This is a genomic window from Bacteroides stercoris ATCC 43183, assembly GCF_025147325.1.
In the GTDB taxonomy this organism is placed as follows: Bacteria; Bacteroidota; Bacteroidia; order Bacteroidales; family Bacteroidaceae; genus Bacteroides; species Bacteroides stercoris.
Genome location: NZ_CP102262.1, coordinates 24,648 through 43,487, shown reverse-complemented (window position 1 = coordinate 43,487; position 18,840 = coordinate 24,648). Strand labels below are relative to the sequence as shown.

Here is an 18,840-nt window from a genome sequence, read left to right as displayed (position 1 = left end):
GCAGGGGTTATATAAAAACTCACCATAGATAACGCGGATTAATACCGATTTTAAGATAGATACCTGATAAACCGGAAATCAATGTTATCTATGGTGAGGCAGTATTTCCATGAAGCCTGTTATCTGGTAATTCTGAACCAGTCTACATCTGTCCAGCCGCCGTCGTTGGTAACGATAGCCGGGCGGGTACAGAACATGCCAACTTTGGCACCGATCCACTTGCCTTCTTTTACTTGGAACGGTTTGCCCAATGGCTGGAATTTCTTTCCGTTGAGGCTGTAACTGAAGTGGCACATTACCAACAGGTCGTGTCCGCCTTCGCTCTTGGAAATCTTTTTTCCGTCAGAGGTGAACTTGGCACGCAGGTAAATCGTATTATCCTTTAAATCGACTGTACCGTTTACGGTTTCGGAAGTACCTTTGTCTGCTTTTGGGCAAGACACTTGAGACAATACCAGGCCTTTGTCCGTATTTTCCAGGATAAGTCCGGCGTAGTCAAGTCCCATAACTACCAGTCCGGTACGTTCTCCTTTGTATTTCTCCGTCGGTTTGAAGGTCAGCTTCATTGTGGCAGTAAAGTTGTCGGAGGGAGTTTTTTGCAACAATAGGTTGGCTGCATCCCAAAGGTTCTTATATTCTTTGACAACCGGGTAGGAGTAAAGACGTACAATGCCCCGGTCGCCTGCATAATAGGCCCATTTTTCATTGATGTTGGCATGCCATTGCCACTGCGGAGAGAGGGTATAACCGTCAAACTCATCGCTTTCTTGCGGAGTGCGGATAGGATATGTCTTGCCTACGTTCGGCTTCGTATGAACCAGAACCGGGTCGCCGCAGCCGTCGCCGTCTTTGTCGATGCCGATAACCGGCCAGTCGTTTACCCATTTCATAGGTTGCAGGTGCACCAGACGGCCGTATGCGCCGACATCCTGAAAATGCAGGAACCAGTCTTCACCGGTAGGAGTGTCGACCCATGCTCCCTGATGAGGGCCGTTGATAGGGCTGTTACCCTGTGCCAGTACCTTCTTCCATTCGTAAGGACCGTATATGTTCTTGGAGCGGAGGACAACCTGCCAGCCGGTGGGCACGCCGCCTGCCGGATGGAAGATGTAGTAATATTCTCCTCTTTTATAGAGTTTGGGACCTTCGCAGGTCTGATGCGCTTCATGACCGTCGAAGATGATGCGCGATTGTGTCATGGCTTGGGTGGCATCCGCATTCAACTCGCAGATGGATATGATGCTTTTCAATCCGGCACGGCTTCCTGCATAGGCGTGTACCATGTAGACCTTTCCGTCTTCATCCCAGAAAGGGCAGGTGTCTATGATGCCCTTGCCCGGTTTTACGAGCACGGGTTCTGTCCACGGGCCTTTGGGGTCTTTGGCTTTTACCATGAACGCGCCTTGGTCGGGGTCGCCCCAAAAGATGTAGAATTCACCGTTATGATGGCGGATGGCAGGCGCCCATACACGGTTGCCATGCTCCGGACGTTCCGGTGTTTCGATAGGGGGGAGGGCGTAGGGAACGGCAGCGCCGATGATACTCCAGTTAACGAGGTCTTTGGAGTGTAAAATCTGCAGACCCGGCAGGCAGTTGAAACTGGAAGAGGTCATATAGAAATCATCTTCTACGCGGCAGGCATCCGGGTCGGAATAGTCTGCGTAGAGTATCGGGTTCTTATATTTACCGTTGCCTTGGTCGGCTACCCATACCTCGGAAACATAATTCTTTTCTTGTGCCGCCAGCGGCATTGCCAGCAGCAGGCTGAGTCCTAAAAGTGCGTTTCTGCTTTTCATGTTACGATTTGATTCTTTGAGTGTTTAATTCTTGATTTTAATCTGAACCGGGTGTTGCAACTCTTCTTTCCACTCGCGCATATAGGCAAACCATGCTTCGGGAGTAGGATATCCGAAAGTTTCCTTGCATGAAGTAAACATGGTGTAATGGTGGAAACGGTCGCTACCCGGTGCAGAAAGGGTATAAAGGAAATTATCTTTATCTTTTACTTCCTGACGGATATATTTCTGAGGAACATAGGTGGCAATGCCCACTGTCTCTTTGGCGTATTTTACGGTGTCGTTGACCGGCCAGTGCCTTCCCCAACTGCCTATCAATCCTTTGTGATCTGATTCCGAGCGTGTTTCGTTGCCCATGATATTCTGCACACCGGTACAGAACACTTCGTTCTCCAGCGGTTCGTCAAAGAAAGTCTCTACCAGCAGGTCACGGTGTCCGGCATAAAGGATATAGCGGTTGGTCATGTTCAATTCTTTTCCCTGATAGTTCCAGCCTTTTACGGTTACATCGACTATGGTGCGTATAGGGCCATAAGCAAGAATGCTTTCGGTGCGGAAAGCTATCGGTTCTATGTGGATGGCCTTCGTTCCGTCCCAACCTTTCAGGGCGCCGACACCGCAACTGTTGCCAACCATCAGTACATCGTCTCCGAAACCGCGTGCAAGCTGTTCGTCATTGGGATAAAAACCGCTTTCCTTGATTTCCAGTCCTTTTTTAAACTTGCCATACGGGTCAACGGTTTGCTTTTGATTGAAATAAACGCGGTAAGCCACTAATTCCGATTCGAACATCGGCCCGTGCCCGTGTAGCATATTATAAAAATTGGTAGAGCCCGGTACTGTAACCGACTGTGTGGGGGCGTGCTTCTGCTTTTTTGCATCGCGTATCAGCATTTCGGCAAATACACGTGCCGGATAGGTCTTATCTGCTTGGGCGGAAGACAGGGTAATTGCCAGCGTTTTCTTGCTTTGGGCAGGAATGTCCATGACAAATGCCAGCTCATCGGCTTTTAAATCGCCGTTCAAGTCGTCCAGTTGCGAGGGGATTTCCTCACTGCCGTTCATTACAACAGCCGAACGTACGCGGAAGCCGGGTTGCAGGTCTTTGATTTTCAGTACTACCGGAGCATCGCTCTTGTCCTTGCTCCATGAGTTGGTTACTTCTACCGAAATGGTTTTGGTATTTGGTTGTGATTGTGCGGCAAGAGTGCATGCGCACATTAACAGGAAACCGGTTAAAAAGGTCGTTTTCATAAGGAATGTGTTTAATAAACTGCGGCAAAATTAAACTAAATAGAGCAGACAGCTCTTTTCCTTTTGGCAAAAAGACTGTCTGCTTTGCGCTTATTGCTTATTGAACTTTACTTAAAAATCCAGCATTTTTCCTTCTGCGCCAATAGCGGAATATACTTTTCCGTCCACTTTCAGATTTTTGGCGTTTTTCACATCCAATGTGTGTCCCTTAGTCTCTATACGTATGTTTTCCAATGTGACACCTTCCGCCTGGCTGATGACAACGCCTTCTTTGGCATCGTTGATGATTACATCCTTTACGGTTACATTCCTGATGGGCATTTCGGGCAGTCCGTTGAAGAACATGGCGCGTCCGGAACCCTTGCAGATGATATTGGAGATGTGAATATCCCGGAAAGAAGGCGTTTCAACAGTCACTTGGGGAACTGCTGTCTTCATGCGGCCTTTCAGGTCTTCTTCCGTTTCTTCACCGGCAGCCTTGCCGCCATAGAATAGGTCGAAGAGCAGTGCTTCGTGGGGTATATCAATCATGTGGATGTTGTGAATATAGATTCCCTCTACAACACCGCCGCGTCCTCTGGTGCTTTTAAAGCGCAAACCTACGTCTGTGCCGAGGAAAGTGCAATCTGTTACATAAATATTTTTCACACCGCCGGACATTTCACTGCCCACGACGAAACCGCCATGACCGTGTAACACAGTGTTATTCTTTACGATAACGTTCTGGCAAGGTTCGCCGCGTTTGCGTCCGTCCTCGTCTTTACCGGATTTGATGCAGATGGCATCGTCACCGGCATCGAAGATGTTATTGATTATCAATGCATTCTTGCAGGATTCCAAATCCAGGGCATCGCCGTTCTGAGAATACCAGGGATTGAATACTTTTACTTGGTTAATGGTGATGTGCTCGCATGATAGCGGATGCAGACACCAGCTTGGTGAGTTCTTGAATGTAACACCTTCTAACAGGACTCTTTTACTCTTGACGATATTGAGCAATACGGGGCGCAACCACGGACGGATTTCATTCCATTCCTCGTCTGTTTCGATACCTTCGGGATTGTTGAAGTTCTTGCAGGCCAATGCTCCCTTTAACGATCCGGCTGTGGGATACCATATGGATTTGTCTACTACACCGCCCGACTTGACAAGTGCATCCCATTGGCCGGCAGTCAGTTTGCTTTTTTTCACCGGACGCCAGCTATCGCCCGAACCGTCGAATACACCATAGCCTGTAATGGCTATGTTTTCTGCGTTGCGCGCAGAAATAGGCGACTGGCAACGGCGGGTATTCAACCCTTCAAACGATGTCTCAAGAATGGGATAGGCATTGAAATCATCTGTAAAGACAACGAGGGCATTTTTCTCCGTATGCAGATTGACGTTGCTCAATAACTCAATAGGACCTGTCAGCCACAATCCTTCTGGAATGACTACTTTACCGCCGCCTTTTGCATTGACGGCTTTAATGGCATCATTAATCGCTTTTGTGTTTAAGGTAGTTCCGTCGCTTTTGGCTCCGAATTGCAGGATACTGACTGTATAATCAGGAAACGACGGCTGCTCAACCTTTGGCATGTTGAAAGGCAATTCTTTATAGATGTTCTCATCTATAGAATTTTTGCATTGGGCATGAACAGCATTCTGTGCAGGCAGTAATGCAAGAGAAAATGTGGTAAGCGTAAATAGCTTTTTTAGTAATGTGTTCATTCGTGATACTATGTTAATGAATTTATGAATTCTGATTTGCGGATTAAGCGGCATTTCCTAATCTTTACTTTCCATCTTATTACTTCCCCGTAAGCTGCTCTCACGAGTGGCTTACGAAAGAAATAATAAATGATTCATGTTAACCTAATTCTAACCTTAAATAAATTATTATGAAAAAACCTCTTAATTACCGTTTGCAAATGTATCGGGCTTTGGTAGAAAAGATGTGTACAAATTGTTGGTTTTGGTGTATTTTTTGCGGTTTTACCCTTTTCTTTGCGTGCATTCGGGGTTTTTGCACTATCTTTGCAACTCAAAACTTAGTAAAAAAGGTATGAGTTACAATTTGTTGAAAGGAAAAAGAGGCATTATTTTTGGTGCTCTGAATGAGCAGTCCATTGCCTGGAAAGTAGCAGAAAAAGCAGTAGAAGAAGGTGCAACGATCACCTTGTCCAATACACCTGTCGCTGTACGTATGGGTGAAGTTTCGGCATTGGCCGAAAAACTGAATTGCGAAGTCATAGCAGCGGATGCCACCAGTGTGGAAGATTTGGAGAATGTATTCAAACGCTCTATGGAAGTGCTGGGCGGTCAGGTGGATTTTGTCCTTCATTCTATCGGTATGTCTCCTAATGTACGCAAGAAACGTACATACGATGACTTGGATTACGATATGTTGGATAAGACGCTGGACATTTCGGCAATATCTTTCCATAAGATGATACAGGCTGCCAAGAAGATGAACGCTATTGCCGAATACGGTTCTATCGTAGCTTTGAGTTATGTGGCAGCGCAACGTACGTTCTACGGTTACAATGATATGGCGGATGCAAAAGCACTGTTGGAGTCTATTGCCCGTAGCTTTGGTTATATCTACGGACGTGAGCACAATGTACGTGTCAACACAATTTCCCAGTCTCCGACAATGACCACTGCCGGTTCGGGTGTAAAGGGTATGGACAAACTGTTCGACTTTGCCAACCGTATGTCTCCGCTGGGTAATGCTTCGGCTGACGAATGTGCGGATTACTGTATCGTTATGTTCTCCGACTTAACCCGTAAGGTTACTATGCAGAATTTGTTCCACGATGGCGGTTTCTCCAGCGTAGGTATGAGTTTGCGCGCTATGGCTACTTATGAAAAAGGTCTGGATGAGTACAAAGACGAAAACGGAAATATAATCTACGGATAAAAAAGGATGATGAAGCGGTAAAGTGATAGGGTATTCAGGCTCATAGCCTTATCGCCTTACCGCTTTACCGCTTTTTTATATCCCTTTATAAATCTTACCACTCTATTTTTATTTCTTTAGTTGATTTACATGGAAACTGCTCTTTATCTGTTGCCTGTTACTTTAGGCGATACTCCTGTTGAAACCGTATTACCCTCTTATAATAAAGAAGTGATTTTAGGTATCCGTCATTTTATAGTGGAGGATGTGCGTTCGGCACGTCGTTTCCTGAAGAAAGTCGACAGGGAAATAGATATTGATTCGCTTACGTTCTATACGCTCAATAAGCATACTTCACCGGAAGATATATCCGGATATTTGAAACCGCTTGAGGCAGGAAATCCAATGGGAGTGATTTCCGAGGCAGGATGTCCGGCTGTTGCCGATCCGGGGGCGGATGTGGTGGCTATAGCGCAGCGTAAGAACTTGAGGGTGGTTCCTTTGGTCGGGCCTTCTTCAATCATATTATCGGTTATGGGTTCCGGTTTTAACGGACAGAGTTTTGCCTTTCACGGATATTTGCCTATTGAACTCGGTGAGCGTGCCAAGAAACTGAAAGCGTTGGAACAACGCGTGTATAATGAGCATCAGACCCAGCTTTTTATAGAGACTCCCTATCGTAACAATAAGATGATAGAGGATATTCTGCATAACTGCCGTCCTCAGACCAAACTTTGCATTGCTGCCGATATTACATGTGAGGGAGAGTATATTAAAACGAAAACGGTGAAAGAATGGAAAGGGAAGGTTCCCGATTTGTCTAAAATTCCTTGTATTTTTCTCTTGTATAAATAATTTCTTTTGTGTGTTCGTATTCACGTTCGAAACAACTGCTGAAAAAGTTTCTGTGAAGGTTATGCTCTATTTGCTGGAATGTCCAAAGTTTTCCGCCTTTGAACTTTTTGTTGCATAGGATGGAATCATTGTTCAGGTCAAGGATAAAGTTGTAGACCAGGCGGTTGGTAATTTCATTCTCAAAGTGGTACATGAAACAGAAGTGGAGATTTTGGGGCGGAGCTGAGGGAAGGATTTCTTGTAAGATTCTTTCAGCACCTTGTTCCAGAGTTTCTCCATACAATAAGTAGTTCTCCATTAATATATCCGTTTTGCCTTTTTCGAGTATGCTGCATTGAGGACGGGGCAGTAAAAACAGCATACCGTGTGAAGTTACGGTGATGCGGATAACGGGATTGATATATTCGTTTTTCCGGTTGATGGCTTCTGAGGCCATTGCTTTTCCAATAACATCTCCTTTTTTTGTCACGATAGGTACAAATACGGTATGACTCATTATCTTGTTGAAATAGTATATGCCGAACTGATTGAACAAGATACCCAGTATGAATACGCAGGGCGGCATGATACGGAATAAAATGTAGCGTAGCGTATCGTTCAGCGGATGCCCGAACAATATGGCAAGCGATATGATAAGAAAATGCAGGAAACCGATGAGCAGTAATACACGGGCCGATACTATGGCGGCTTCGGCTCCTTGTGCAAAAAACTGCTTGCAGCATTTATGGGTCTGGGCTGTGTGATAGTTCAAAAAGCGTCTTCTATTCAGAAAGATGATGAGCGGAGGTATAATCGCACTGATTTCCAGCGTAAACGGAAACATTGCTTCCGGACAATAATCAGCGGAAAAAAAGGAAGTTATTGTCAATAACAGTAACATTCCTGTCGTGCTGTATAATATGAATTGGGGGATATGCGGCCCCTTGCGCTGCCACATATAGATACTGGACAACACACCTACGCCTGCACCGATGTAGATAGCAATGTCTTGTATTATGAATTCACATAATATAATGGATATAATAACGGGAATATATCCGAGCGACATATTAAACTTAGATGATAGAATTCGTTGCTTGCCCATTACTACGCTATTTTGCCGTTTCCTATTCAACAAACAGCCGGTATAAAATGTTCTTTATTTCATTTTTTTTGTAGATATTGGGTTGATTTTTCTGCATGGTAGGACGAACGGACCAATGGTGCGCTTTCTACCTGGGTGAATCCTTTTTTTAATCCGAGTTCCTTGTAGGCGGTAAATTGGGCAGGGGTAACATATTCTGCTACGGGATAATGCTTATGCGTAGGTTGCAGATATTGTCCGATAGTGAGTATCCGGCAACCTGCGTCGCGCAGGTCGTCCATGAGCGCTGCCACTTCATCCGGAGTCTCCCCCAATCCTACCATAATGCCGGATTTGGCAACAGTGCCGCTTTCGGATATCTGCCGCAATACTTCAAGGCTTGTTTCATAATGAGCAGCACTCCGTACCAGCGGACTGATACGTTTTACGGTTTCCATATTATGGGAGATTATCTCCGGCCGGGCTTCGATAACCATGTCTATGAGTTCCTTTCTGCCCTGAAAGTCTGGAATCAGTACTTCAACGGTCGTATCCGGGTTGAGGCGTTTGATTTCGCGGATCGTTTGCACCCAATGGGCGGCTCCCAAATCCGGCAGGTCGTCTCTGTCTACGGAAGTGACAACGGCGTGGGAGAGCTTCATTAAGGCGATGGATTCGGCTACGTGCACCGGTTCTTGCGGGTCAAGCGGCATGGGCTTGCCTGTTTGTGTATTGCAGAACTTGCAGCAACGGGTACAGATATCTCCCCCTATCATAAAAGTGGCCGTACCTTTTCCCCAACATTCTCCCATATTGGGACAACGTCCGCTGCTGCATATCGTGTGCAGGCAGTGGGATTCTACAATGCGTTTTGTCTCGGTATAACGTTCGTTGGCACCGATACTTATTTTGAGCCATTCCGGCTTACGTACTCTTTCGCTCATTTACTTTTTCAATTCCCGATTAAAGAAGTTCGTTAATTTGGTATACAGATGCAGACGGGTGTTGCCTCCGAAGATGCTATGGTTGCGGTTGGTATAAACCTGCATGTCGAACTGTTTGCCAAGTTGTACGAGGTGTTCGGCATATTCCGCGCAATTCTGGAAATGAACGTTATCATCCGCCATGCCATGTACCAACAACAGATTGCCATGCAAGTTGTTGGCACGGGTAAAGGCGGACGAGGCTTTGTAACCTTCGGCATTTTCTTTCGGGGTACGCATGAAACGTTCGCCGTATACGGTATCGTAATAGTTCCAGTCGGTAACCGGAGCAACGGCTGCTCCGGCTTTGAATACGGGAGTTCCTTCGCTCATGCTCATAATGGTCATGTAGCCGCCATAACTCCAGCCCCAAATTCCGATACGATTTTTATCTACGTAAGGTTGGCGTCCTAAGTACAGGGCGGTTTCCACTTGGTCTTTGGCTTCTTTGACACCGAGATTCAGATAGGTGCTTTTGGCAAATTCCGCACCGCGTCCGCCCGTGCCTCGTCCGTCTACGCACACTATGACATAGCCTTGGGAAGCCATGTAAGTTTCCCAGCTCACGCCGAACTTGTCAAGTACCTGCTGCGAGCCTGGACCGCTGTACTGATACATCAGAACCGGATATTTTTTGCTTGCGGAGAAGTTTGCCGGCTTTATCATCCAGCCATTCAGTTCAGTGCCCTCGGAGGTCTGGAAAGAGAAGAATTCTTTCTTCGGCATATCATATCCGTTTAATTTCTGCTTCAGTGCGGCATTATCTACAAGTGTGGTCAGCGTTTTGCCGTTATTGTCGTTCAGGGTGATGACAGTCGGAATGTCCAGGCTTGAATAGCGGTTCATGAAATACTTCATGTCTGTACTGAACAGGGCGCTATTTGTCCCTGTATGCGATGATAACTTTGTTTTTTTGCCTTTGCGGTCTATCTTGTAGATAGCGCTGCGCAGCGGACTTTCTTCGTTGCTGCTGTAATAAAAACTTCCGTTTTCGGGGTCATAACCCAGAAAATCCTGTACTTCGTATGAGCCGGAAGTGACCTGTTTGATAAGATTTCCGTTTATATTGTACCAGTACAAGTGGTTGTATCCGTTTCTTTCACTGACAAAACTGAAAGTCTCCGGATAGAAAATGATGTTGTCAAATACATTCTCGCGGATATAAGTGCCGCTCTCATCACGTACGGCCAACTTGCATACGGTACTGCGAGGGTCGGCAAAATACAAGTCGAACCGGTTCTGGTGGCGGTTCAGCGTCATGATGGCAAGCTTGTTCGGGTCTTGTGTGAAACGGATACGGGGAATGTAGCCGCCTTCTTCCAAAGGAAGATTGATTTTGCGGGTTACTTTGGATTTGATATCAAAAGTATGTACGGATACTTTTGAATTCTTTTCACCTGTCTTGGGATATTTATAAGTATATTCTCCCGGGTATTTCTCGTAAGGGGCAATATGAGGCACTTCTCCGGCAAATACCGGGAAAGTATAAGAGGGAACTTCCCGTTCGTCGAAACGGATGAAAGCCAGCATCTTGCTGTCGGGACTGAATTCCAAGGCACGGTTAAATGCAAACTCTTCTTCGTATACCCAGTCGGGAATGCCGTTCAGCACTTCATTGCGGCTGCCGTCTTCAGTCACCTGGCTTTCGCTGTTGCCGTAAAGTAATTTAACGAGGAAGATGTTGTTGTCGCGCACAAAAGCCACTTGGTTTCCATCGGGCGAGAAGATGGGGACTTGTTGCGGTCCGCCGTCCGACAGTTTCTCCACTACATTGTTTATCTTGCCGTCCAAATTCCGCTTCAGGCTATATATATAATGTACTGCTGTATAAGAGTGGCGGTATACAGGCACTGTTTCTGTTGCAATAAGCAATTTGCTGCCGTCCGGAGCAAAGCTGTAGCTGTCGAACTTCTTGAATGGACACTCGCGGGCAGTAGCCGCATCGAACAGCACTTCTACCGATTTACCTGTCTTGAAAGAGTATTTGATGATTTGTGTCTTATCCGCATTCATTTGCGAATAATGTTCGCCGTCTCCCGGAATAGGGATGACACCCGAAATGTTTTGAGGGATAAATTCTCCGGATACGATTTCTTTCAAATCGAGTGGCTTGCTGTTCTGGGCAAAGCCTGCCAGTGCACAAAGGCAGAAAAAAAGTGCAAAACTTATTTTTTTCATATCTCTTAATTCGGTTATTCAGGGCAAATATACGATAAAGCGAAAATCTAATCTAATTAATTAATGATAAATTCCGTTTTGTGTCAGGAAATTTTTCCGGCTTTTCCACCATGTCGTGAGTTTTCTTTAATAATTCCCGGCAGAATGCAGAGGGTAAATAATTTATTTGAGTGAACGCTTAAACAAAACAAGCATGATAGCCAGTGAACCTATCATTATATAAGGGTAAAGCACGATGCCGTTGTCATATGTGAAAACCATTCCCATCAGTCCGTTCATGGCAGTTTGTCCTATAAGGGCGATGGCGAGCGCTATGCCGAATGCCGTTCCCGACAATGAAGGGTAGCGGGTTCCGAGAATACTCAGGATAACCGGATAAGTAGACGATAATCCCATTCCTATTACAGCCATTCCTGCAGCAGTCCGTATGAAACCGGGAGCTGCTGTCAGCAGGGCAAAGCCTGTTGCAGTGAGGATAAGACTGTAGGGGAGCACCTTTGCCGGTTGTATCTTTTTGAAAAGTACGATTTGCAGCATACGTGCTACGGTGAGTCCGGCAACCATACAGGTGAGTGCTATCAATCCCTGATTGGCAGGTATGTCGGTTACCTGACCGAAATAACTGGTGGACCAGTTATTGCATACTCCTTCAATGCCGCTTTGAAAGAATAGAATGAAGCTGAGCAGCAGCAGGCTGCTTTCTTTCAGCAGGCCTAATCCTTCCTTTACAGGAAATCCCTGTGCTTGTTTGGGTGCGGGAAAACGTATGGGGATGCAGAACAATATACCTGCCAGCATAATGATGCCTATACCTTGCAGGATGGTTTCAAAAGAGTAATGCTCGGACAGGATTCCCAAAAGGCTTGGTATGCCAAGCGCTCCCAACCCGTAGAACACTCCCAGGAAGCTGATCCGGGAGCCTTTTTCGGATTCTCCGGAGATGTCGGAAACCAAGGCGTTGGTTTCACCGTTAAGGATGCCGCCGCCCAGACCTATGCCTACAATGGAGATTTGAAGGAGCGGGATGCTTTCGAAGAATATCAGTCCTTCCAATCCCGATAATACGATGATGCAACTGGGCACCAACAATGCTTTGTGTCCGAAACGGTCCGCAATAGGACCGAAAATCAACGAACCGGCCAGCATGCCGATGGGAAGAAAGGTTACCAGTGACGTAGTTTGCAGTCCGCTTAATTCCAGTTTTGTGACGAGAGAAGGCAGTACCGAACCCAATGTAATCATTGAAACACCGAAAAAACACATTCCGATGCACGCTGCCGTGAACACAAGATTCTTATGATAACCGCTATTCATACAAATGTTTTTTTTGATGGTAGGAATATTTTGTTGTGTCTTTCCATATTATATACAAAGTTATGAATTTATTTCAATCGCTATGCTTCCGGTATTATAAATTTGCATGTAGAATATGTAATCGGACTCTGAAATGTATTTGTTGACGAATATGTGCCTCTTCCATGGCAGTTGTTAACATATCTAATCCGTTTTCTATTAGTAAAAATCGAAGAAAAGTTTTACTTTTGTTTCTAAATAACATAGGCTTATGAGTGCGACTCCTCTTTATAATGAATTTCCTTCTTTCCTGAAACGTTATTTTCCGTATAAGGTACAGAAAATTTCGTTGAATGCCGGGTTTACCTGTCCCAACCGTGACGGGAGCAAGGGGTACGGCGGCTGTACCTACTGCAATAACCAGACTTTCAATCCCGACTACTGCCGTACCGAGAAGCCGATAGCCCTGCAACTGGAAGAAGGAAAGCGTTTCTTTGCGCATAAATATCCCGAAATGAAGTATCTGGCATATTTTCAGGCTTACACCAATACGTACGGAGAGCTGGAGTCCTTGAAGCGGAAATATGAAGAGGCATTGGCGGTAGACGGAGTGGTGGGGCTGGTTATCGGTACACGTCCCGACTGCATGCCCGATGATTTGCTGCGGTATCTGGAAAATCTCAACAAGCATACTTTCCTTTTGGTGGAATACGGTATTGAGAGTACTCGCGACGAGACACTCCGCCGCATTAACCGCGGGCATACTTTTCAAGTTACCGTCAATGCGGTGGAGCGTACGGCTGCTTGCGGAATACTGACCGGCGGACATGTAATCCTGGGGCTGCCGGGCGAGACTCACCGCAGTATCGTGGCACAGGCGAAGGACCTGTCGCGTTTACCGCTTACTACGCTGAAAATGCATCAGTTGCAATTGATACGCGGCACCCGTATGGCTTTGGAATATGAACGGAATCCCGAAGACTTCCATCTTTTCAATGTCGATGAATATGTTGACCTCGTGGTGGACTATGTAGAGCATCTCCGTCCGGATATTGTTCTGGAACGCTTCGTCTCCCAATCTCCCAAAGAGCTGCTTATTGCACCCGACTGGGGACTGAAAAATTATGAGTTTAACCACCGGGTGCAAAAAAGAATGAAGGAACTTGACGCATATCAAGGAAAGAAGTATGAAATGTGAGAAAAAAGACTTATTTTTGCCGCTGATTAAATATGGAATCAATCTAAATTAGAAGATAATAACAATGAACCCAAAAACAGTGATAAAAGGAAAAATCCACTATGTGGGAGTGAATGACCGCAATAAGCATTTGTTTGAAGGTATGTGGCCATTGCCTTACGGAGTGTCTTACAACTCTTACCTGATAGACGATGAAACGGTTGCGCTGATTGATACTGTAGATATTTGTTACTTTGAGGTATATCTTCGGAAGATAAAGAGCATAATCGGCGAACGTCCCATCCAGTATCTTATCATCAACCATATGGAACCGGACCATTCCGGCTCTATCCGCTTAATCAAACAGCATTATCCCGACATCATCATTGTTGGCAACAAGCAGACTTTCGGTATGATAGAAGGTTTCTATGGCGTGACGGGCGAGCAATATATGGTAAAAGATGAAGACTTTCTTGCCTTGGGCCACCACAAGCTCCGTTTCTATATGACTCCGATGGTGCACTGGCCCGAAACCATGATGACCTTCGACGAAACGGAAGGCGTGCTGTTTTCCGGCGATGGCTTCGGGTGCTTTGGTACGCTCGATGGGGGATTCCTTGATACACGCATGAATCTGGATAAGTATTGGGACGAAATGGTTCGTTATTACTCCAATATCGTGGGCAAGTACGGCTCTCCCGTGCAGAAGGCATTGGCAAAGCTGGGCGGTCTGCCCATCTCCACCATCTGCTCCACTCACGGACCGGTATGGACGGATAATATCGCCAAGGTTATCGGCATCTACGATCGCTTGAGCCGGTATGCGGCCGAAGAGGGTGTTGTCATTGTCTATGGTTCCATGTACGGCAATACCGAACAAATGGCGGAAGCCATTGCTGCGGAACTTTCCGTTCAGGGCATCAAAAATATTGTGATGCACAATGTCAGCAAAAGTAATCCGTCTTACATCATAGCCGATATATTCAAATACAGGGGTCTGATAATCGGAAGTCCCACGTATAGCAACCAGATTTATCCGGAGATAGAATCACTGCTCTCCAAGATATTGGTACGCGAGGTGAAAGGCCGTTATCTGGGTTACTTCGGTTCGTTCTGCTGGGCAGGTGCAGCCGTGAAGCGCATGGGCGAATTTGCCGAGAAAAGTAAGTTTGAAATCGTGGGCGATCCGGTGGAAATGAAGCAGGCCATGAAGGACATTACCTACGAGCAATGCGAGAATCTGGCACGCGCCATGGCGGAGCGTTTGAAGAAAGACAGACAATAAAGTTACCCCTAATTTATTAACCTGATAAAATAATTGTAATGAGACTAATCATTCAACCGGATTATCAATCCGTATCACAGTGGGCGGCACATTATGTAGCTGCCAAAATCAAGGCTGCCAATCCTACCCCTGAAAAACCGTTTGTATTGGGATGTCCCACCGGTTCTTCGCCTCTGGGTATGTACAAGGCCTTAATCGACCTGAACAAGAAAGGTATTGTATCTTTCCAGAACGTAGTGACTTTCAACATGGACGAATATGTAGGCTTGCCGAAGGAACACCCCGAAAGCTACTATTCCTTTATGTGGAACAACTTCTTCAGCCACATCGATATCAAGCCGGAAAATACCAATATCCTGAACGGAAACGCTGCCGACCTCGATGCCGAATGTGCACGTTATGAGGAAAAAATCAAGTCTTACGGCGGTATCGACCTCTTCATGGGTGGTATCGGTCCCGACGGACACATCGCTTTCAACGAGCCGGGCTCTTCCTTGTCGTCGCGTACCCGTCAGAAAACGCTGACTACCGACACCATCATTGCCAACTCCCGCTTCTTTGACAACGATGTAAACAAAGTGCCCAAAACATCTTTGACCGTAGGTGTAGGCACTGTGCTCAGCGCAAGGGAAGTGATGATTATCGTAAATGGCCACAACAAGGCCCGTGCCCTTTATCATGCGGTGGAAGGACCTGTGATGCAGATGTGGACAATCAGCGCGCTGCAGATGCATGAAAAGGGAATCATCGTTTGCGACGATGCTGCTACGGCAGAGCTGAAAGTCGGTACATACCGTTATTTCAAAGACATCGAGGCAAACCATCTCGACCCGGAGTCTTTGCTGAAATAAGAACGATACATTTTAGATAAACGGCCGCCCGTTCTTCTCTTTGTTGTGAGAGGACGGGCGGTTTTTACTTGTAAGGAAATTTATCTGCTACGCTTTAATATGACCGTAATCAGGTATATGTATCCGGTTTCGTGATAGCGTAACAGGTGTTTTTTCATTTTCAAACTCTTAAAATTGGAAACAGATAGATGCAATTATCCTATTTCTGCTGTATGAAAGATAAGAATAAAATCATAGTCAATCCCTATCAATCGCCCTGCGGCGTGCTGTTGCTTGGTTCGATAGGCGATAAACTCTGTCTTTGCGACTGGCGGACGGAAAAGCATAGTGCCCGGGTGGACAACAGACTGAAACGGATGTGGAATGCCGAATTTGAGGAAGGTACTTCGGCTGTAATCGAAAGCGCCCGGCAACAGTTGGACGAGTATTTTGCCGGAAAGCGGCAGACATTCGATATACCGCTCCTGTTCATAGGTACGGATTTTCAGAAGACAGTGTGGAGTGAATTGTTGAAGATACCTTTCGGCACGTCAGTTTCCTATGGAGAAGTGGCACGACGCATCGGCAGACCTGCGGCAGTGCGTGCGGTAGCTAATGCCAATGGAGCAAATCCGATGTCGATATTTGTTCCTTGTCACCGGGTAATCGGCAGTGACCGTTCCTTGACCGGCTACGGCGGCGGGCTTGGCTCCAAACAGAGATTACTTGAGCTGGAAGGGGTTTTGTGATATTGATTACAGGCTGAAGTGCAGCTTTTCCGGATACCATATAATAAGGTATATAGCCGATGTGTTACATAACATAGTTTAGTAACACAGACGTTTTATTGCTTTTCTTTTGATTAATTTCTAATTTGCGGCTCACTAAAATAATGGCATACGGAAGCATGCTGAGTATTCACTTTAAATCTTATATATCATGAAAGTATATCAGACGAATGAAATTAAGAACATTGCCCTCCTTGGCAATGACGGCTCGGGTAAAACCACTCTCACGGAAGCGCTGCTCTTTGAGAGTGGTATTATAAAACGTCGCGGCAGAATTACTGCCAAGAATACGGTCAGCGATTACTTTCCGGTGGAGCAGGAATACGGCTATTCTGTGTTTTCCACCGTTTTCCATGTGGAGTGGAACGGTAAGAAGCTGAATATCATAGACTGTCCGGGCAGTGACGACTTTGTGGGAGCGGCCATGACGGCACTCAACGTTACCGATACGGCTATCCTGCTGCTGAACGGACAATACGGCCCCGAGGTAGGTACTCAAAATCATTTCCGCTATACGGAGAAGCTGGGCAAACCGGTTATCTTCCTGGTAAACCAGCTCGACCATGAGAAGTGCGATTATGATATGGTATTGGAGCAACTGCAATCAATTTATGGTTCAAAAGTGGTTCCCGTTCAATACCCGCTGGCTACCGGACCTAATTTCAATTCGTTGATTGATGTACTTCTGATGAAAAAATATTCGTGGGGACCGGAAGGCGGAGCACCCACAATCGAAGATGTTCCCGCTGAGGAGATGGAGAAAGCAACTGCCATGCATAAAGCATTGGTGGAGGCCGCTGCCGAACACGATGAAACCCTGATGGAGAAATTCTTCGAACAGGATTCTCTGACCGAAGACGAGATGCGCGAGGGCATCCGCAAAGGATTGGCTTCCCGCGGTATGTTCCCCGTATTCTGCGTATGTGCGGGCAAGGATATGGGTGTGCGCCGTTTGATGGAGTTCCTGGGTAATGTCGTTCCGTTTGTAGACGAAATGCCTCCGGTGCACAATACACGCGGCGAAGTTGTGAACCCCGATTCCAACGGACCTACTTCCCTGTATTTCTTCAAGACTGCCGTTGAACCGCATATCGGTGATGTGCAGTATTTCAAGGTTATGAGCGGCAAGGTACACGAAGGAGAAGACTTTACCAATGCCGACCGCGGTTCTAAGGAGCGTATTGCGCAGATTTACGCATGTGCAGGAGCCAACCGTATCAAGGTGGAGGAAATGGTAGCCGGTGATATCGGCTGCACGGTGAAACTGAAGGATGTGCATACGGGCAATACGCTGAATGCCAAAGGGGCTGAGAATCGTTTCAACTTCATTAAATATCCGAATTCCAAATATTCCCGCGCCATCAAGCCGCTGAATGAAGCCGATACGGAAAAGATGATGGTTATCCTGAACCGTATGCGCGAGGAAGACCCGACATGGGTTATCGACCAGTCCAAGGAGTTGCGCCAGACCATTGTGCACGGACAGGGTGAATTCCACCTGCGTACATTGAAATGGCGTTTGGAGAATAACGAGAAATTGCAGGTTAAGTTCGAAGAACCGCGTATCCCGTATCGTGAAACCATCACGAAGGCTGCCCGTGCCGACTACCGCCATAAGAAACAATCCGGTGGAGCAGGACAGTTCGGTGAAGTCCACCTGATTGTAGAGCCCTATTATGAAGGCATGCCGATGCCGGAAACCTATAAGTTCAACGGGCAGGAATTCAAGATGAACGTGAAAGGCGTTGAGGAAGTTCCGCTGGAGTGGGGCGGCAAGCTGGTGTTTGTCAACAGTATCGTGGGCGGTTCTATCGATGCCCGCTTCATGCCGGCTATCCTGAAAGGTATCATGTCCCGTATGGAGCAAGGTCCGCTCACCGGTTCGTATGCCCGCGATGTGCGCGTTATCGTATACGACGGTAAGATGCACCCGGTGGATTCCAATGAAATTTCCTTTATGCTGGCCGGTCGCAATGCGTTCAGCGAAGCGTTCAAGAATGCCGGTCCTAAGATTCTGGAACCGATATACGATGTGGAAGTGTTTGTTCCTTCCGACAAGATGGGTGATGTGATGGGTGACCTGCAAGGACGCCGCGCCATGATTATGGGTATGAGTAGCGAAGCCGGTTATGAAAAGCTGATTGCCAAAGTGCCTTTGAAAGAGATGTCGTCCTATTCTACGGCCCTGAGTTCGTTGACGGGCGGGCGCGCTTCGTTCATTATGAAGTTTGCCAGCTACGAACTTGTACCGAGCGACGTACAGGATAAACTTATCAAGGAATTTGAAGCAAAGCAGGCTGACGAATAAAGTATTTTAATAAATCGTGAAAGCCGTTGTTCGCTCATTGTGAGGAATAACGGCTTTTTTATTAACACTGGTTAAGAATGAAGGAGAATGTGAATGCTAATATTTAATTTTTTATTAAATTTGCAAACCAAAGGTGTCTCATTTTGTTA

14 protein-coding genes are annotated in these 18,840 nt (G+C 46.4%); 7 read left to right on the top strand and 7 right to left on the bottom strand.

Translation table 11 applies throughout. From position 1 onward, the window contains the following. Positions 1-119 precede the first annotated feature (119 nt). The 3 genes from NQ565_RS00175 to NQ565_RS00165 all read right to left on the bottom strand — a co-directional run bounded on the left by NQ565_RS00175 (position 120) and on the right by NQ565_RS00165 (position 4,760). Positions 120-1,796, bottom strand: a complete 1,677-nt coding sequence (locus NQ565_RS00175) for a glycoside hydrolase family 43 protein (RefSeq protein ID WP_005657386.1) — start codon at positions 1,794-1,796, stop codon at positions 120-122. Positions 1,797-1,820: 24 nt separating this feature from the next. Next, the gene (locus NQ565_RS00170) at positions 1,821-3,050 is read right to left on the bottom strand and encodes a DUF4861 domain-containing protein (RefSeq protein WP_005657384.1); all 1,230 of its coding nucleotides are present in this window, start codon (positions 3,048-3,050) and stop codon (positions 1,821-1,823) included. A gap of 111 nt (positions 3,051-3,161) precedes the next feature. Next, positions 3,162-4,760 (bottom strand): glycoside hydrolase family 28 protein, encoded by a 1,599-nt coding sequence (locus tag NQ565_RS00165; RefSeq protein WP_022103704.1) that lies wholly within the window; start codon positions 4,758-4,760, stop codon positions 3,162-3,164. Positions 4,761-5,094: 334 nt separating this feature from the next. On the opposite strand from NQ565_RS00165, the gene NQ565_RS00160 reads away from it, so the two are divergent. Both NQ565_RS00160 and NQ565_RS00155 read left to right on the top strand, forming a co-directional pair. Continuing rightward, entirely contained in the window at positions 5,095-5,952 is an 858-nt protein-coding gene (locus tag NQ565_RS00160) for an enoyl-ACP reductase FabI (protein WP_005657379.1), read from the top strand. 129 nt (positions 5,953-6,081) lie between these two features. Further along, entirely contained in the window at positions 6,082-6,786 is a 705-nt protein-coding gene (locus NQ565_RS00155) for an SAM-dependent methyltransferase (protein ID WP_005657377.1), read from the top strand. On the opposite strand, the gene NQ565_RS00150 is transcribed toward NQ565_RS00155, so the two are convergent. The 4 genes from NQ565_RS00150 to NQ565_RS00135 form a co-directional block, all read right to left on the bottom strand. Further along, positions 6,752-7,870, bottom strand: a complete 1,119-nt coding sequence (locus NQ565_RS00150) for a hypothetical protein (RefSeq protein WP_005657375.1) — start codon at positions 7,868-7,870, stop codon at positions 6,752-6,754. The two genes, NQ565_RS00155 and NQ565_RS00150, sit on opposite strands and share 35 nt — an antisense overlap. 59 nt (positions 7,871-7,929) lie before the next feature. Continuing rightward, positions 7,930-8,793: a lipoyl synthase gene (lipA, locus tag NQ565_RS00145; RefSeq protein ID WP_005657374.1), complete on the bottom strand. Its 864-nt coding sequence runs from the start codon at positions 8,791-8,793 to the stop codon at positions 7,930-7,932. Further along, complete coding sequence (locus NQ565_RS00140) at positions 8,794-11,010, bottom strand: S9 family peptidase (RefSeq protein ID WP_005657372.1); 2,217 nt, start codon at positions 11,008-11,010, stop codon at positions 8,794-8,796. 162 nt (positions 11,011-11,172) lie between these two features. Continuing rightward, positions 11,173-12,324, bottom strand: coding sequence for an MFS transporter (locus NQ565_RS00135; protein ID WP_005657371.1), 1,152 nt, complete (start codon positions 12,322-12,324; stop codon positions 11,173-11,175). A gap of 250 nt (positions 12,325-12,574) precedes the next feature. Between NQ565_RS00135 and NQ565_RS00130 the strand changes: the two genes are divergently transcribed. The 5 genes from NQ565_RS00130 to NQ565_RS00110 all read left to right on the top strand — a co-directional run bounded on the left by NQ565_RS00130 (position 12,575) and on the right by NQ565_RS00110 (position 18,691). Next, positions 12,575-13,501 carry a TIGR01212 family radical SAM protein gene (locus tag NQ565_RS00130; RefSeq protein ID WP_016661869.1) on the top strand — a complete coding sequence of 309 codons (927 nt, stop codon included), beginning with the start codon at positions 12,575-12,577 and terminating at the stop codon, positions 13,499-13,501. A 64-nt stretch (positions 13,502-13,565) separates the two neighbouring features. After that, the gene (locus NQ565_RS00125) at positions 13,566-14,765 is read left to right on the top strand and encodes an FprA family A-type flavoprotein (RefSeq protein WP_005657367.1); all 1,200 of its coding nucleotides are present in this window, start codon (positions 13,566-13,568) and stop codon (positions 14,763-14,765) included. A 38-nt stretch (positions 14,766-14,803) separates the two neighbouring features. Continuing rightward, positions 14,804-15,616 (top strand): glucosamine-6-phosphate deaminase, encoded by an 813-nt coding sequence (gene nagB / locus NQ565_RS00120; RefSeq protein ID WP_005657365.1) that lies wholly within the window; start codon positions 14,804-14,806, stop codon positions 15,614-15,616. A gap of 212 nt (positions 15,617-15,828) precedes the next feature. Next, positions 15,829-16,344 carry a methylated-DNA--[protein]-cysteine S-methyltransferase gene (locus NQ565_RS00115; protein ID WP_005657364.1) on the top strand — a complete coding sequence of 172 codons (516 nt, stop codon included), beginning with the start codon at positions 15,829-15,831 and terminating at the stop codon, positions 16,342-16,344. Positions 16,345-16,534: 190 nt separating this feature from the next. Further along, the gene (locus NQ565_RS00110) at positions 16,535-18,691 is read left to right on the top strand and encodes an elongation factor G (protein ID WP_005657363.1); all 2,157 of its coding nucleotides are present in this window, start codon (positions 16,535-16,537) and stop codon (positions 18,689-18,691) included. Positions 18,692-18,840 lie beyond the last annotated feature (149 nt).